Consider the following 16,488-nt stretch of genomic DNA (forward strand, 5'->3'; position numbering starts at 1 on the left):
TGCTCTTCTTGTGGCACCATCCCCTTCGTTACGAGATCAGCCTCACGAGAGATCAGTCTCGTGAACCCTCAGAGCTCAAGGAGCAACTTCGATGAAGGTCACCGGACGAGGCCTCAGCAGGGCGTTCGCCGCCGCTGCCGGAGCACTCGCGCTCACCGTCTCGATGGCCGCCTGTGGCGGTGACGACAGCGACGACGCGAGCAAGGAGGTCGACGGCATCAAGATCGTGGAGGGCGACACACTCACGATCTGCACGCACCTTCCCTACAAGCCGTTCCAGTACCGCGACGACAGCGATGAGGTCGTCGGCTTCGACACCGACCTGCTCGCGCTGCTGGCCGACGACATGGGCATCGACCACAAGGTCGTCGACATCGACTGGGCCCAGATCACCTCCGGCGCCGCGTTCAAGGCCGGCAAGTGCGACGTCGGCATGGGCGCCATGACGATCACCGACGAGCGTGCCGGTGCACTCGCGATCTCCGACCCGTACTTCGACGCCACCCAGGCCCTGCTCGTCAAGGCCGACTCGGGCATCGAGGACCTCTCGGCGCTCAAGGGCAAGAAGATCGGCGTCCAGACGGACACCACAGGCGCGATGTACGCCGAGGAGAATGCCGAGGCCAACGGCTACAGCGTCGTCACGTTCGAGGACATGGCGCTGCAGGCCAACGCCGTCAAGGCGGGCTCGATCGACGCCGCGATCAACGACAACGGCGTGCTGTTCGACTTCGCCAAGGACAACCCCGACACCGCGGTGACGACGGAGTTCGACACGGGCGAGCAGTACGGCTTCCCGGCGGCTAAGGACGCCAACGGCGAGAAGATCATCGAGCGCCTCAACGAGGTCCTCGCAACCGCCAAGGAAGACGGCACGTACGACGAGATCTACGAGAAGTACTTCGGCACCAAGCCGTCGACCCGTTGATCCGTCTGGCACAGTAAGGGAGCCATGAGCACCCCCACCGACTTGGCTCCGACCCGTCGTCCGCTGAGCCCGCGCAAGCGGGCTCAGCGGATCCGGGCCGTCCAGTACACCGTCCTCGTCCTGCTCATCGCCGCCGCCGTGCTGTTCGCGGACTGGCCTCAGATCAAGGACGTCTTCTTCCGGCCCGACCTCGTCGAGAAGACGATCACGAGCGGGCTCGGCCACGCGCTCTTCAACACGATCGTCTACACCCTCGGCGCCTTCGTCTTCGGCATCGTCGTCGGTACGATCTTCGCGATCATGCGGCTCTCGCAGATCGGCCCGTACCGGTGGATCGCCACCATCTACATCGAGTTCTTCCGCGGCCTGCCCGCGCTGATCGTCTTCCTCGTCTTCACGCTGCTGCCGCTGGCCTTCCCGGGCATGCGCATCCCATGGGACCCGTACGGCACGGTCTGGCTCGCCCTCGGCATCGTCGGCAGCGCCTATCTCGCGGAGACGATCCGCGGCGGCATCCAGGCCGTCCCCAAGGGCCAGGTCGAAGCCGCCCGCTCGCTCGGCATGACGTCCAGCCAGGCGATGCGCAAGGTCGTCCTCCCGCAGGCGTTCCGTACGATGCTGCCGCCGTTGACCAACGAGCTGATCTTGCTGGTCAAGGACTCGTCGCTGGTCTACATCATCGGGCTGTCCAAGGAGCACTACGAGCTCACGAAGTTCGGACGCGAGCTGGCGAACCAGAACGTCAACGTGACGCCACTGGTCGTCGCCGGCATCGCGTACCTCATCATCACTCTCCCGCTCTCGATGCTGGTCCGCCGGCTCGAGGCCAACGCAGGAAAGGCACGTTGATGTCCGACGCACTCGTCGAGATCCGCGACCTGCACAAGTCCTTCGGCGACAACCACGTCCTGCGCGGGATCGACTTCGAGGTCGCCCCCGGCGAGGTGGTCTGCGTGATCGGTCCGTCGGGCTCCGGCAAGTCGACGCTGCTGCGCTGTGTCAACCTGCTGGAGGAGCCGAGCAGCGGCACGGTCCTCGTCGCCGGCGAGGACCTCACCGATCCCGACTGCGACATCGACGCCGCCCGCCGGCACATCGGCATGGTGTTCCAGAGCTTCAACCTGTTCCCGCACCACACGGCGCTGAGCAACTGCATGGTCTCCCAGCAGACGGTGCTCAAGCGGGGCAAGAAGGAAGCCCGCAAGATCGCCGAGGAGAACCTCGACCGCGTGGGGCTCACCGACAAGCACGACGCCTACCCGGCGAAGCTGTCGGGCGGGCAGCAGCAGCGCGTCGCGATCGCCCGCGCGCTGTCGATGGCGCCCAACCTCATGCTCTTCGACGAGCCCACCTCGGCGCTCGACCCGGAGCTGGTGGGCGAGGTCCTCACGGTCATGCGCAAGCTGGCCGAGGAGGGCATGACGATGCTGGTGGTCACGCACGAGATGGCGTTCGCGCGCGAGGTTGCCGACCGTGTCGTCTTCATGGACGGTGGAGTGATCGTCGAGCAGGGCACCCCGCACGATGTCATCGGGAGCCCGAAGGAGCCTCGCACGAAGGAGTTCCTGCGCCGTGTCCTCGACCCCACGCACGTCAGCCCGAGCTGATTGCGAGATAGTCGACCCTCGACAGACTCCTGGGAGGACCCTGCATGGCTGAGACGAAGCATGGCTGAGAAGCAGTCCGTTCTCGGCCGCGTGACCGCACTCGCGCAGGCCGACGTCTCGACGCTGATCGACGACTCCGCCGATCCGGAGTCGCTCTTCCTCGCCCTCGCTCGGGCGTACGCGACGACGATCGCCGAGGCCGAGGACACGCTCGCGAGTGCGCTCGCGGCGAAGCGTCTGACCGAGCACGACCGGGCCGAGGACCAGCAGACCGCCGACGACTGGGGCGTCCAGGCGGCCACCGCGGCCTACCACGCCTCGGAGCTGCGCATCGAGGGCAACATCAGTGGCGCCGCGGTCTTCGACGACCTCGCCCGTACGGCACTGGCGCGCCAGCTCGCCACCGAGAAGGAGGTCGCCGACGCCGTCTCGGTCGTCGCGTCCATGGCGTCGTACGTCGAGCGCCTGCGCAACGGGCTGGAGCTCGCGCGCGACCAGCTGGCGATCATCGAGGAGCGCCGCGCGCGTCAGCTCGGTCACGTCGAGCCCGCGGACGGCCGGCTCCTCGACGACGAGGTCGCCGACGTGCTCGACCCGTACACCGAGCTCGCGACCTTCGAGCTGAAGCTGCACCGCGAGGACGAGCGGCTGTCCGACGCACCCGACCGCCCGTCCTACCTCGACGACCGCTTCACGGGCCGTGTTCACCCGAGCGTTCGCAGCGAGGTCGAGCGGCGCCTCGAGCTGCTGCGCCCGGACGAGGACGAGCTCGTCGCGGCCCTGACGGCACGGGCGACCGCTTCGGCCGAGCGGCTCGCAGACGAGGCCGAGCGGCTGGCCACCCAGGCGCAGGAGCACGACGACTCCGATCTCGATGTCGACGAGCCGGAGATCGAGGTCGGGGTCGAGGCCGCGGCTGAGGTCGAACCCGAGCCCGCGGTCGAGCCGGAACCGGAGCCGGAGCCCGCGGTCGAACCCGACCCGGAGCCCGCGATCGAAGCGGTGCCCGAGCCGGAACCCGCAGCTGAGGTCAAACCCCAGCCAGAGCCCGAAGCCGTGGCCGAGCCCGTGGCCGAAGCGGTGCCCGAACCCGAGCCCGCGGCTGAGGTCGAACCCGAGCCGGAGCCGGAGCCTGCGGCAGAGCCGGAGCCGGAGCCGGAGCCTGTGTTCGAGCCCGAGCCCGAACCCGAACCCGAGCCCGAACCCGCGGCTGAGGTCGAGCCAGAGCGAGCGCCCGAGCCCGCCCCGGAGCCCGAGCCGGCATTCGTGGGGGAGCCCGAGCCGGAGCCCTTACGACCCGCCGGCCGCCGACGCGCGAACGTCCCGGTCAAGGGGCCGGACGACGAGCCGACCGTGCCCGTGACCGGGAGCGGGCCGGTGCCCACCCCCGTCCCCACCCCTGCTCCGGCACCGCCGCCGGATCCCGCGCCCGCGCCCGAGCCCGAGCCTCCGGACGACGATCCCGAGCCTCCGGCTCCGCCGAGCGAGGTCCGGCTGTCCTCGGTCGATCCCATGCCGCGCGGCAACCCGCTCGCGGGGATCGCGGACACCGAGGCGGCGTACCGGCTCGCACGCGCGCAGGAGGAGACACGCTTCGACCTCCCGGTCTTCGACGACTCGCGGCCGGACACAACCGGGTCGCAGGCGGCGCTCGCACACATTGCCCCGCTGCCGCCGCTGCCGCCGCTCGACGAGGACGAGCTGCCGACGGCCGAGTATCCGGCGATCAGGTTCGACTCCGTGCCCAACGCTCCGGAGCCTGCCCCGAAGTCCGAGGAAGACCGGCTCCGCGAAGAGGGCGACGCACTGGCACGCCGTCGCGCTCGACGCGCCCGCGAGGCTCACCAGCCCGGTGTGCCGACGGCGTACGACATCGCGTACGACCCGAACCAGGGTCCGACGCACCCGAGCTATCTCGAGCCGCCGGGCCCGCGTGACCTCGGAGAGGACGCGCAAGTGTTCCCGCTGCGCCCCCGTACAGAGGCGCCGCGCAACGGCGCGCCCCGCCCGAACGGCCCGAGCGAGCCCACGGACTCCGACGACGCCCCCTGACGGGCGCGGCACGCTCACCAAGCCAAGGTTGCTGACACCGAGCCAACCGAAGAGGCGTGGCTCGGCGTCCGCAACTCCGGCTAGGTTCAGGCCTTCTCCCAGCGGAACAACCGCGTCGCGAGCGCTCCGAGCACCAGTGCAAAGGCGAGCAGCGCGAGGATCGGCACGACGACGGCCGACGGCCCCTCGCCGCGCACCATCACGTCGAGCATGCCCTGGTTGACCCACTTGAGCGGGAGCACGTTCGAGAGCGCCACGATCCACGCCGGAGCCCCGTCCAGCGGGAAGAACGAGCCCGACAGGAACGCCATCGGCAAGATGACGAAGTTCGCCGCGCCCGTCGCCCCCTCCTCGGTCTTGCTGAACGAACCGATGAGCAGGCCGAGCGCAAGGAACGCGAGCGTCGCCGCCGCGAGCAACGGCACCGAGATCCACCACCAGCCCGTCAGCTCCAGCCCCATGAACGCGACCGCGGGGACGAGGAACATCACCATCTGGATCCCGGCGAGCATCAGCGCGGTCACCACCCGGGCGCCCACCACCGCGTAGGTCGGGACCGGCGACAGCCTGAGCCTGCGCAGCAGCCCGTTGCGTCGCCACAGCACGAGGTTGGCGGCCGCCCCGAACGTCGCGCCCATCGCGATCGCCCAGCCGAGCAGTGACGGGGTGAAGAACTGGATCGCGCTGAGCGACTCGTCCTCGACCTGCTCCGGCGCCAGCGTGTACGTCGGCGGCTGGCCCGACGCGGCGGCGTTGGCCGCCTGGACGATGTTGTTGAAGGTGCCCTGGACGATGCCGGCGGTGACCTGGTCGGCCGCCGAGTACCACAGCACGAGGGAGTCGCCGTCCATCGTGACGACGGCGTCGGCATCGCCCTTGCGGACCTCGGCGATCGCCGCGTCACGGTCGTCGCCGTCCTCGATGTCGAGGGTCTCGTCGATCGCTGCCTGCGTCGCCGCATCGGCGTCGTCCAGGAGCGGCACGGCACCGACCTGGATGACGTCGCTGCGGGGGACGCTGGCGTCGCCGAGCAGACCGCCGAAGAGGAAGAGGAACATCAGCGGGAAGACCACGGCCCAGAACAGCGCCATCCGGTCACGCAGGAATCCCTTGACCATGGCGATCGCGAGGCTGCGGAAGGGCCGGCCGCGGCTGGGTGCCGCGGCAGCCTTCGCCGGACGCTCGGTGGTGGGGGCGCTCATGCGCGGTACTCCCGTCCGGTCAGGTCGAGGAAGACGTCCTCGAGGGTGGCGCCTCGTACCGAAAGGCCCTCGAGGGCATCACGCTCGGCCAGGGCGGTGAGGACGAGCGCCGGCCGGCGGGTCGAGACCCGTACGGCGGACTGCTCGAGCGCGGCGGACTCCACACCCGGGAGGGCGGCGGCCTGCTCGGGGGTGAGCGTGCCCGGCGCGAGGCTGATCTGCACGGGCAGGTCGAGGCCTCGTACGAGCGCGGCCGGGGAGTCGATCGAGAGGATCTTTCCGCGGTCGACGATCGCGACCCGATCACACAGGATCTCCGCCTCGTCCATGTAGTGCGTCGTGAGCACGACTGTCCGCCCCGACTCGTTGAGGCGCGCGAGGACGTCCCACAGGTTGCGCCGCGCCTGCGGATCGAGCGCCGCCGTCGGCTCGTCGAGGAAGACGAGATCGGGATCGTTGACGAGCGCGCACGCGATGGACAGCCGCTGCTTCTGGCCGCCGGACAGCTTGTCGGCCTGGATCGCCGCCTGCTCCGTCAGTCCGACGAGCTCCAACAGCTCGCCGGTACGCGTGGCAGGCGCACCGTACAACGCGCCGAACGTGTCGAGCTGCTCACGCGCGCTCAGCTTCTCGAAGAACGCCGAGGCCTGCAGCTGCACCCCCATCCGCCCGAGGATCCGCGGGTCGCGACGCGCCGGGTCCATCCCGTCGACGAGAGCCCGGCCCCCGTCGGGTCGGCGCAGGCCCTCCAGGATCTCCAGCGTCGTCGTCTTGCCCGCACCGTTGGGCCCGAGGAGTCCGAAGAACTCCCCGGGCTCAACGGTGAAGGTGATCCCGTCGACAGCACGTACCTCGCCGTACTTCTTGACGAGGTCGTGCGCCTCGACTCTCAGCCCCATGTCTCCACCCTCTGATCATTGGTTCATTACTGAAGTAATGAACCATAGAGCAAGGGACGGGGTCAACCCGTTTCACGCGCTCCCGTCACGTGAGCAGCGTGCGCACGACCCGGAGGCCGACTGAGAGGCGCGCGAGATCCGGGGTGTCCTCCCCCCAGATCTCCTCGAGCGTCTCCTCTGCACGCTCGAGCACCGAGGCCTCCGTGGCGCCCCACTCCTGCACGCGGTCGTGCGCGGATGACTCGGGATCAGTCGAGCTCAGCACCTTGCGGGCAAGCTGTCCTTGGACGCCGAGCAGGTCGTCGCGCAGCGCGGCACGGGCCATCGAGCGCCACCTGTCGTCGCGAGGGAGCGCCTGGATGCGGTGCGCCAGACGATCCAGCCCGAGCTGCTCGCCGAGCTCGAAGAACAGCTCCGCGACGGTCGTCGCCACCGTCCCTGTCGACAGGGCGATGTCGGCCATCTCGATCGCCCCGTAGGCCGGCGCGAGCGCGGCGAAGGTCTCCGCGTCGTCGGTCGGGACGTGCGCATCGGCGAGCGCGTCGGCCCTCCCCCGCCACAGCGCATGCTCACGACCGACCATCAGCCGGGGCAGGTCGCGCAGCAGGCTCTGCACCGCCGTCCCGAAGTAGTCGACGCTGCCCTCGACGTCGGCGAACCGGCGGTGGTTGATCAGCCATCGCGACGTCCGCTCGACGAGCGCCTGCACCGCGCTGCGCATGACCTCCTGCACGTCGGCCGGCACCACGTTGTCGAGCTGGCTCGCCCGCTCGAGCAGCGCCCCCTCGCCACAGATCTCGCTGGCGATCGAGCGCGCTCGTGCGAGCTCGGCAGCCGAGGAGCCCGTCTCCCCCGACAGCCGGTGGAAGTACGAGATGCCCGCACGGTTCACCATCTCGTTGACGATCGCGGTCACGACGATCTCGCGGCGCAAGGGATGCTCGGCCATGTCGGCGCGATACTCCTGGCGCAGCGCGCTCGGGAAGTAGCCGAACAGGTGCCCCCGGTAGTAGGGGTCGTCGGCGATGTCGGACGTGAGCAGCTCCTCCTCGAGCACGATCTTGGTGTACGCCATCAGCACGGCAAGCTCTGGCGCCGTCATCCCGACACCCTGCGAGCGACGCTCCGCGATCTGGTTCGGGGCGGGCAGGAACTCCAGGGCACGGTTGAGGTAGCCCCCGCGCTCCAGCCGAGCGACCCAGCTCGCGTGCGCGTGCAGCAGGCTGACCGCGGCATCGACCGAGCCCGCCAGCGACACGTTCTGGTCGTAGTTGTCGGTCAGGACGAGCCGCGCGACCTCGTCGGTCATCGACGCGAGCAGGGTGTCGCGCTCCTGCGAGGAAAGGTCGCCGCGCGCCCTGACCTGGTTGAGCAGGATCTTGATGTTGACCTCGTGGTCGCTCGTGTCGACGCCGGCGGAGTTGTCGATGAAGTCGGTGTTGATCCGACCGCCCGTCAACGCGTACTCGATGCGCCCGAGCTGCGTGAGTCCGAGGTTGCCGCCCTCGCCGACGCACTTGCAGCGCAGCTGATCGCCGTTGACCCGGATGGCGTTGTTGGCCTTGTCGCCGACGTCCGCGTGCGACTCAGAGGACGCCTTGACGTACGTGCCGATGCCGCCGTTCCAGAGCAGGTCGACCGGTGCCATGAGGATCGCCCGGAGCAGCTCCGGCGGGCTCATCGCGGTGACGTCGTCATCGATCCCCAGCGCCTTGCGCATCTGCACGCTGATCGGCACCGACTTAGCCGTACGGGGGAACACCCCGCCGCCCTCGGAGATGAGGCTCGCGTCGTAGTCGGCCCAGCTCGAGCGCGACAAGGCGAACAACCGCTTGCGCTCCTCGAACGACGGTGCCGCCTCCGGGTCGGGGTCGACGAAGATGTGCCGGTGGTCGAACGCGGCGACCAGCCGCGTGTGCTCCGACAGCAGCATCCCGTTGCCGAACACGTCGCCGGACATGTCGCCGATGCCGACGCAGGTGAAGTCCTCGCGCTGGCAGTCGACGCCCATCTCGCGGAAGTGCCGCTGGACCGACACCCACGCGCCACGCGCGGTGATGCCCATGGCCTTGTGGTCGTAGCCCGCCGAGCCGCCCGACGCGAACGCGTCGCCCAGCCAGTAGCCGTAGTCGGCCGCGATCTGGTTGGCGATGTCGGAGAACGTCGCCGTCCCCTTGTCGGCGGCGACGACGAGGTAGGTGTCGTTGCCGTCGTGGCGGACGACGTCCGGCGGCGGGACCGCCTCGCCGCCGATGCGGTTGTCGGTGAGATCGAGCATCGACGAGATGAACGTCCTGTAGCAGGCGACGCCCTCGGCGAGCCACGCCTCACGATCGGCAGGATCGGGGAGCTGCTTGCAGTAGAAGCCGCCCTTCGCCCCGACCGGCACGATGACGGCGTTCTTGACCATCTGCGCCTTGACCAGGCCGAGGACCTCCGTACGGAAGTCGTCGCGCCGGTCGGACCAGCGCAGACCGCCGCGCGCGACGGCCCCGAACCGCAGGTGCACACCCTCGACCCGCGGCGAGTAGCAGAAGATCTCGTGCGCGGGCCGCGGCTCGGGCAGGTCGGCGATGTCGCGCGGCGACAGCTTGAACGACACGTACGACCGGGGGCGACCGTCCTCGTCGCGCTGGTAGAAGCTCGTGCGTACGGTCGCGCGGACCAGCGTCCGGTACGACCGCAGGACGCGGTCGGTGTCCAGTCCCTCGACCGCCTCGAGCCGCTCGCGCAGGTCGGCCTCGACCTCCTCGGTCAGCGACTCGCGGCGGGAGTCGTCGACGGAGGGGTCGAAGCGGGCCTGGAACAGGTCGAGGATGAGCCGGACGACGCCGGCCTCGGCCAGGAGCACGGCCTGGATCGACTCCAGGCTGAACGGCGTCCCCGCCTGCTGGAGATAGCGTGCGTACGCCCGCAGGACGACGGCCTGGCGCCAGTCGAGGTCGGCACCGAGGACGAGCCGGTTGAACCCGTCGACCTCCGCGCGGCCGTCCCAGCACGCCGCGAACGCCTCGGTCAGCCGCGTACGGCCGGACTCGTCGGTGAGCACGTGCGAGCGGGCCCGGAACCAGTACACCCACACCGGCTCGCTCGTCGCCAGCTCGTACGGCCGCTCGTCGAGGATGTCGACACCGTGCGAGGCGAACGCGGGGAGCAGGTCGGTGAGCGCGGCGGGCTCGCGGGTGTACAGCCGGACACGAAGCCGATGGGGGTCGTCGTGCCGCGGGTCGGGCTCGACGTGGACGACGATCTGGTCCTCGCCACTGAGCAGCTCGCGGGCGGCGAGGACGTCGTCGACCGCGTCGGCCGCGTCGACGTCCTCCTTGTAGCCCGCAGGGAACGCGTCGCGGAAGCCAGCGAGGACGGAGGTCGTGCTCGCCTCGCCGAAACGCCGGTCGACGGCCGCTCCCAGCGAGTCCTCCCACGACCGGATTGCGGCCGCGACCTCACCCTGCAGCTCCGCCGCCTCCACGGTGCCGAGCTCCTGGCCCGGGCGGGGGCGGACGACCAGGTGGACGCGGGCGAGCTGCGACTCGCTCACCCACACGCCGTAGTCGATCATCGGGTCCCCGCCGACCCGCTCGGCCACCATCTCCTCGATGGTGAGCCGGACGTTGGTCGTGTAGCGGTCGCGCGGGAGATAGACGAGGCACGACAGGAACCGGTCGTACGGGTCGCGCCGGACGAACAGCTGGACGTGGCGACGCTCCTGGAGGTGGATCAGCGCCTCGGCGATCTCCGAGAGTCCTTCGACCGGGATCTGGAAGAGCTCGTCGCGCGGATACGTCTCGAGGAGGTCGAGGATCTCCTTGGCCGCGTGGCTGTCGGCGTCGTACCCGAGGCCAGAGATGACCGCGTCGACCTTGCGGTCGAGGATCGGGATGCGGGTGATGCTGCCGGTGTAGGCCGACGACGCGAGCAGCCCGAGGAAGCGACGCTCCCCCACGACCTCGCCGGAGGCGTCGAAGGTCTTGATGCCGATGTAGTCGAGATACCTGGTCCGGTGCACGGTCGAGCGCGAGTTGGCCTTGGTGATGACGAGCACTGTCTTCTCACGCGCCCGCGCGCGCGAACGCGGAGGGAGACGGGAGAAGGATGCGCTCTCGCGCCGCTCGTTGCGCAGGATCCCGAGCCCGCTGGCGGGGACGGAGCGGAGCTTCTCGTCGCCCGGCTCACCCGCGAGGTCGTACTCGCGATAGCCGAGGAAGGTGAAGTTGTCGTCCGCGAGCCAGCCCAGCAGCAGCGCCGCCTCGGCGGCCTCGTCGGCAGAGATGCCGGCCGGCGGCGTCGACCGCAGCTCGGCGACGATCTCGTGCGCACGCGAGCGCATCGGGTCCCAGTCATCGTTGGCGAGCTCGACGTCGTACAGGACCCTTCGTACGCCCTCGCTGATCACCTCTTCGATGTCGGGACGGTCGCTGCGGTCGAGCTCGAGGTACATCCACGACTCGCGCACCGCGCCCGGCGCGGACTCGCCACCGGCGATCCCGACCGACTCCAGCTGGCCCGCGCCGTTGCGGACCACCTCGAGCTGCGGGTGGACGAGCCAGTCGACTCCGAACCCCTCCCTCGTCAGGAACCCGGTCGTCGAGTCGACCAGGAACGCACGGTCGTCGGTGACGACCTGGAGCACCAGGTGCCCCCGCGCATCCCACCCGTCGGTGTCGGCATCTGGTTGCCACACCTTCAGCAGGGTCTCCCCCGGCGCTCTGACTGCGGCGAGCCGGGCGTGGCTCGTGGCCGCGCCCCTCAACGCCTCTGGCGGTCGTTCCTTGCGCTCCTCGGCAGGGACGTGCTGGTAGTAGGCCTCCACCAGCGCATCGGTGACGTCGGGGGGCAGGTCGCCTTCCTCCATGGACAAGATCGGACTCCTTCGTGCACATCGTTGTGACTCTCTGCACACTACTTGGCGCCATTCTCGAGGCTCCCTGCGATGATGTCCGGCATGAGGCTGCACGAGATCGCCGACTACCCCGGCGCCACTCCCGACCAGGTCTTCTCGATCATCCGCGACGACGAGTTCCGTGCCGAGGTGTGCGAGAAGATGCACGCCATCGCGTACGAGGTCTCGGTGGACGACCAGGAGGACCAGGTTCAGGTCCAGATCGACCGGACGATGCCGGCGGAGATGCCGGACTTCATCAAGCGGCTGACCGGCGACACGGTCGAGGTCCGCCAGATCGAGACCTGGGGCCCCGCCGCTGCAGACGGCTCCCGTGCTGGCACCGTCCGGCTGACGATCAAGGGCCAGCCTGCGTCGATGGACGGCACGATGGCGATCCACCCGACGGCATCGGGCGCCGAGCTGGTCGTCGAGGGTGACCTCAAGGTCAAGATCCCGCTGATCGGCAGGAAGGTCGAGCCCGAGGTCGCGAAGGCCATCGTCGCCGCCCTGCGCGTGGAGTCCGAGGCGGGCCAGGCGCGGTTCGCCGAAGGCTGACCGCCCGTACGGTCACCGCCGTGCGTCGGCGCCTCAGGGACGGACGTCGGTACGCCAGGCGTAGACGACCGACGTGCGTATCACGAGGTCCTGCGCCGACCGCGCGCGCACGTCGACCGCCGACCAGAACAGCCCGATCGGGAACGCCACGACGACGACCGCGCGGGCCAGCGCACGCAGGACGTGCACCCGCTCGCCGTCCCGTACGACCCGCGTGCCCATCACCTGACCGCCGAGCGTCTTGCCGCTCGTGGCCCACGTCGCGGTCAGATAGGTCACCATCGACAGCGCCCCCAGGATCAGCACCGCCCCGAACGACCATCGCGGCCACTGCCACTCGACCGGGTTGTAGAGGAAGCTGAGCGCCGCCACGCCGACGTACACCCCCGCCGACCACAGCCCCACGAGCATGTAGTCGAGCCCGCCCGCGATCACCCGCGTCACGACGCCGGCGGGCTGCCCCTGCAGCTGCGCGCCCGGCCCGACCGGATGCGCCGCCGGGCTCATCGCGGACCGCCCTCGCGGCGACGACGCCACACGAGCACCCGGTCGACGGCACGCGCGACGACCTCGTCGGCCGTCGCCGCCCCCGTACGCGCCTCGATGACGAGGTCGGCAGCGATGCCGCTGGAGGAGTCACGGATGATCTCGGGGAGGTCGACGTCGTCGATCACCTCGTTGGCGAGGGCGTCGAGGTCGACCCTCTCGCGCACGAGCGCCGTCAGGTCGAGCCCGTCGAGGACGTGCGTGACGACGCGCTGGAGGTCGACACGGTCGAGGACGACCTCGGTGAGGTCGAGCTGGTCGAGCGCGGTGCTGACGACCTGGCCGAGGTCCACATGCTCGGTCACGACGGCGGTGAGGTTCAGCTCGTCCAGGGCGGTGACGACGACATGCGCGAGGTCGACACGGTTGAGCACGAGCCGCGTCAAGTCGATCTGGTCGAGCACCTCGTCGACCACGACGGGCACGGCGGCGCGGGCACGCTGGACCAGCACCTCCTGCGCGAGCAGCCGCGTCGCCCGTCCGCGGACGACCAGCAGCCGCGCGACGGTGCCGGGTGCGAGCTCGAGCGGGACCAACGGCGGGTACGCCAGGCGGCGCCCGACATGGATCGCCCCCGGGGCGAGCGCTCGGGCCGCGCCGACGAGAGGGACCGCCACGGCGACGGTCGCGCCGACGGCCAGGTCGACGAGCCGTACGACGTGGTCCTGCACGAGTCGAATCTAGAGGAAACGCGCCCCCACGGCGCGGCCCATGCGTTCGAGCAGCTGCGGCGCGTCGGCCATGCAGCGGTGGGGATCGCTCTCGAGGTCGGTCAGCGCGAGCACCTCGGCGAACCCTTCGGCGCGGGCCCGAGCGGGCGACAACGTCGTCCGGCCGCAGACGACCACGACGGGCACGCCACGCGCCCGGGCCCGTCCGGCGACCACCGCGGGCGCCTTGCCGCGCAGGGTCTGCTCGTCGAACGCTCCCTCCCCGGTGATCACGAGGTCGACCTCGTCGAGCGCCGCGTCGAGGCCGACGAGGTCGAGCACGAGATCGGCCCCCGACCGCAGCCGGGCTCCGAGCAGCGCGACCGCAGCGAACCCGACACCGCCCGCAGCACCAGCTCCCGCGGCGTCGCGCAGGTCGCGTCCGGTCGTCGACGCGACGACGTCGGCCCACCGGGTGAGTCCGGCATCGAGGGTACGGACCTGCTCGAGGTCGGCGCCCTTCTGCGGGGCGTAGACCGCCGCCGCACCCTCGGGTCCGGTCAGCGGGTTGTCCACGTCGCACGCGACCTCGAGCGTCACGCCCGCCAGGTCGAGTCCGTCGAGGTCGAGGGAGGCGACGTCCGCCAGCCCTGCGCCCCCGGCGGGCACCGGCGCCCCGGCTGCGTCGCGCACGCGCGCACCGAGGGCGCTCATCAGGCCCGCGCCGCCGTCGGTCGAGGCGCTCCCGCCGATCCCGACGACGACACGCGTGGCCCCGTCCGCGATCGCGGCCGCGATCACGTCGCCGAGCCCGCGCGAGCTGGCCGTCATCGGCGCGAGCGGCCCGTCGAGCCGCCGCATCCCGCAGGCGTCCGCCATCTCGACCACCGCGTCGGCCCCGCGCCGCGCGAATGTGGTCGCCACCGGCTCACCGGTCGGCCCGCTGACGGTGACCGTCTCCGGCGCCCAGCCCGCGGCGAGCGCGGCAGCGACCGTGCCGTCGCCGCCGTCGGCCACGGGCAGCTCCACGGCCTCGGCCCCGGCCGTACGGAGGCCTCGGGCGAGCGCGGACGCGACCTCAGCCGCGTCCGCCGAGCCCTTGAACTTGTCCGGCGCGACGAGGACCCGCGTCACAGGTACGGCTCGACGAGCTCGGCGTAGCGTCGTGCCATCGTCTCGACCACGTCCTCCCCGGCTGCTGCCCATACGTCGGCGTTGACGATCTCGACCTCCACGTCGTCGGCGTAACCGGTCGCGGCGACCGCGCGGGTGAACGCCGCGAAGTCGACGTGCCCGTCGCCCATCATGCCGCCCTGACGCTCGCGGGTCACTCTTTCCCGACCCCGGGTCACTCCCGCGGCACCGCGGGTCAGTCGCCGAGGGCGGCCAGGACGTCGTCGAGCTCCTGCGTCGCGTACCACGCGAGCTCGTCCCCGACGTGGATCGCCTCCACGTCTCGCAGCGCGACCGGACTGCTCATCTCGCTGCCAGCCCCCCCGGGTGCCTCGATCGCGAGCACGAGGACGGTCCCCCACCGCTCCTCTGCGATCTCGCCCGCGACCGCCATCGCGTCGTACTCGTCCTGCTCGTCGTCGCTGGCCGCCACGACACCCTCGTACGCGTCGGCAGGCAGCCTCTCGTCGCCCGCGAGCCGGCGCAGCGCCGCGGGGTCAACCGCCAGATAGGCGCGCACGCTCATGCGGTGCTGCCGGCGTCGTCCACGCTCGGCGCGTGCTGGTCCCAGACGGGAGCGAGGCCGCCACGAGGAGCCCGTTGCCGGGTCGGGCTGGCCGTCTCGACCAGCTCGGCGAGCGCCTCCTCGAGGCACTGTCCGAGGATGTCGGCCTCAGGCACCGCCTGGCGGTCGGCAACGAGGCCGTAGTAGACACCTCCCGCGTACGAGGTGATGCCGATCGACAGCGTGCGGCCGTGCGAGAGCGGGATCGCGGGGTACGTCTCGACGATCTGAGCTCCCCCCATGAACATCGGCTCCTGCGGGCCCGGGACGTTGGTCACGATCAGATCGTACGGGTGGTGCGCCTGCGTCTCGGCCACGCGTGCGCCGACGGCGTGGAACGTCGTCGGGGCGAACCCAGGCAGCGACGCGAGGGTGTTGGCGGCGACCGCGACGCCGGTCTCGCGGTGCGCCTTGAGCGCGTACGACACCTGGTGCAGGCGGACGACCGGGTTCGTCTCGCCGACCGGCAGCGACAGCAGGTGACCGCGCACCGTCGACCCGTACGAGGTGGGGACCCCGTCGGGCGCGGCGACCGACATCGGCACCATGGCGCGCAGGCGGGTCTTGTCGCTGACCGGCTCGGCCTGCGTGAGCATCCAGCCCCGGATCCCCCCGGCGATCGTCGCCAGGATCACGTCGTTGACCGTGCCGCCGTGCACGTCGCGCACCCCGCGGTACTGGTCGAGGCGCGTGCTCACGGTGACGTAGCGACGGTGCTGGCTGAGCCTACCGCTGAACGGACCGGGGGCATCGGCGGCGACCGGGCCGACGACCGGGAGCGTCTGGACGACCTTGCCGACCCGCGCCTGCACCTTGTCGAACCCCGACCTCAGCCGACTCGCCGCACGACGCGGGTCGAGGGCAGCGTCGACGAGCGACCCCGCGACCAGCGACGCTCCGCCCGGCTCGGAGCGTGGTTTCCAACCGTCGGACGGGACATCGCGGTCGTGCGCGCTCTCGTCGAGGAGCACCTGGGCGAGGTCGACCGTCACCGAGCCGTCGACGAGCGCCTGGTGCGACTTGATGAGGACGGCGCAGCGACCGCCTTCGAGCCCTTCGATGAAGTAGGCCTCCCACAGCGGCCTCGTCAGGTCGAGGCGTCGCGCGATGAGACGGCTGACCAGCTCGCGCAGCGCGGCGTTGGAGCCGGGACTCGGGAGTGCGGAGCGCCGGACGTGGTACGACAGGTCGAACGACGCGTCGTCGACCCAGACCGGAGAACCGATCCCGCCCGGAACGGCGGCGACACGCTGGCGGTAGCGGGGCACCAGCCCGATCCGCTCGTTGACCACCTGCACGAGCGTGTCGTAGTCGAAGGGCCGCTCGCCCGGCGCGACGACGGCAAGCGTCATCACCTGGCGCGGCGTGGCCGACGTCTCCTCGTCGAGGAACGTCACGTCGAGCGCATCGAGACGTCGGGGCACGG

General features: G+C 70.7%; 14 protein-coding genes. 5 read left to right on the forward strand and 9 right to left on the reverse strand.

Features of this window, described 5'->3' with window-relative positions; all coding sequences use genetic code 11:
* Nucleotides 1–91 precede the first annotated feature (91 nt).
* The 4 genes from HCT63_RS12310 to HCT63_RS12325 are packed head-to-tail and all read left to right on the forward strand — an operon-like array spanning nucleotide 92 to nucleotide 4,587.
* Nucleotides 92–928: a transporter substrate-binding domain-containing protein gene (locus tag HCT63_RS12310; protein ID WP_167005100.1), complete on the forward strand. Its 837-nt coding sequence runs from the start codon at nucleotides 92–94 to the stop codon at nucleotides 926–928.
* Between the two features lie 24 nt (nucleotides 929–952).
* Nucleotides 953–1,777, forward strand: coding sequence for an amino acid ABC transporter permease (locus tag HCT63_RS12315; RefSeq protein ID WP_167005103.1), 825 nt, complete (start codon nucleotides 953–955; stop codon nucleotides 1,775–1,777).
* A complete protein-coding gene (locus HCT63_RS12320) occupies nucleotides 1,777–2,535 on the forward strand; it encodes an amino acid ABC transporter ATP-binding protein (RefSeq protein ID WP_167005106.1) in 759 nt (252 codons plus the stop codon). The genes HCT63_RS12315 and HCT63_RS12320 overlap by 1 nt, the downstream gene beginning before the upstream one ends.
* A 60-nt stretch (nucleotides 2,536–2,595) precedes the next feature.
* On the forward strand, nucleotides 2,596–4,587 hold the full coding sequence (locus HCT63_RS12325) for a hypothetical protein (protein ID WP_167005109.1): 1,992 nt from the start codon (nucleotides 2,596–2,598) through the stop codon (nucleotides 4,585–4,587).
* Between the two features lie 86 nt (nucleotides 4,588–4,673).
* On the opposite strand, the gene HCT63_RS12330 is transcribed toward HCT63_RS12325, so the two are convergent.
* The 3 genes from HCT63_RS12330 to HCT63_RS12340 all read right to left on the reverse strand — a co-directional run bounded on the left by HCT63_RS12330 (nucleotide 4,674) and on the right by HCT63_RS12340 (nucleotide 11,543).
* Nucleotides 4,674–5,789: an ABC transporter permease gene (locus HCT63_RS12330; protein ID WP_208322427.1), complete on the reverse strand. Its 1,116-nt coding sequence runs from the start codon at nucleotides 5,787–5,789 to the stop codon at nucleotides 4,674–4,676.
* The gene (locus HCT63_RS12335; RefSeq protein ID WP_167005111.1) at nucleotides 5,786–6,688 is read right to left on the reverse strand and encodes an ABC transporter ATP-binding protein; all 903 of its coding nucleotides are present in this window, start codon (nucleotides 6,686–6,688) and stop codon (nucleotides 5,786–5,788) included. The genes HCT63_RS12330 and HCT63_RS12335 overlap by 4 nt, the downstream gene beginning before the upstream one ends.
* Nucleotides 6,689–6,773: 85 nt before the next feature.
* Nucleotides 6,774–11,543, reverse strand: coding sequence for an NAD-glutamate dehydrogenase (locus HCT63_RS12340; protein ID WP_208322471.1), 4,770 nt, complete (start codon nucleotides 11,541–11,543; stop codon nucleotides 6,774–6,776).
* 90 nt (nucleotides 11,544–11,633) lie between these two features.
* Here HCT63_RS12340 and HCT63_RS12345 point away from each other — a divergent pair, with 90 nt between their 5' ends.
* Nucleotides 11,634–12,128 carry a DUF2505 domain-containing protein gene (locus HCT63_RS12345; protein WP_167005117.1) on the forward strand — a complete coding sequence of 165 codons (495 nt, stop codon included), beginning with the start codon at nucleotides 11,634–11,636 and terminating at the stop codon, nucleotides 12,126–12,128.
* 33 nt (nucleotides 12,129–12,161) lie between these two features.
* Here the strand turns inward: HCT63_RS12345 and HCT63_RS12350 are convergent, their stop codons facing one another.
* The 6 genes from HCT63_RS12350 to HCT63_RS12375 are packed head-to-tail and all read right to left on the reverse strand — an operon-like array spanning nucleotide 12,162 to nucleotide 16,486.
* Nucleotides 12,162–12,635 carry an RDD family protein gene (locus HCT63_RS12350; RefSeq protein WP_167005119.1) on the reverse strand — a complete coding sequence of 158 codons (474 nt, stop codon included), beginning with the start codon at nucleotides 12,633–12,635 and terminating at the stop codon, nucleotides 12,162–12,164.
* Nucleotides 12,632–13,345, reverse strand: a complete 714-nt coding sequence (locus HCT63_RS12355; protein WP_167005122.1) for a hypothetical protein — start codon at nucleotides 13,343–13,345, stop codon at nucleotides 12,632–12,634. Before HCT63_RS12355 ends, HCT63_RS12350 begins: the two co-directional genes overlap by 4 nt.
* A gap of 9 nt (nucleotides 13,346–13,354) precedes the next feature.
* Nucleotides 13,355–14,458: a glycerate kinase gene (locus tag HCT63_RS12360; RefSeq protein WP_243843015.1), complete on the reverse strand. Its 1,104-nt coding sequence runs from the start codon at nucleotides 14,456–14,458 to the stop codon at nucleotides 13,355–13,357.
* Entirely contained in the window at nucleotides 14,455–14,655 is a 201-nt protein-coding gene (locus HCT63_RS12365; protein ID WP_208322428.1) for a hypothetical protein, read from the reverse strand. The genes HCT63_RS12360 and HCT63_RS12365 overlap by 4 nt, the downstream gene beginning before the upstream one ends.
* A gap of 38 nt (nucleotides 14,656–14,693) precedes the next feature.
* A complete protein-coding gene (locus HCT63_RS12370; protein ID WP_167005126.1) occupies nucleotides 14,694–15,023 on the reverse strand; it encodes a hypothetical protein in 330 nt (109 codons plus the stop codon).
* Entirely contained in the window at nucleotides 15,020–16,486 is a 1,467-nt protein-coding gene (locus tag HCT63_RS12375) for a wax ester/triacylglycerol synthase family O-acyltransferase (protein ID WP_167005129.1), read from the reverse strand. Before HCT63_RS12375 ends, HCT63_RS12370 begins: the two co-directional genes overlap by 4 nt.
* Nucleotides 16,487–16,488 lie beyond the last annotated feature (2 nt).

The sequence above is a fragment of the Mumia sp. ZJ430 genome, assembly GCF_011751845.1.
Classification (GTDB): Bacteria; Actinomycetota; Actinomycetes; order Propionibacteriales; family Nocardioidaceae; genus Mumia.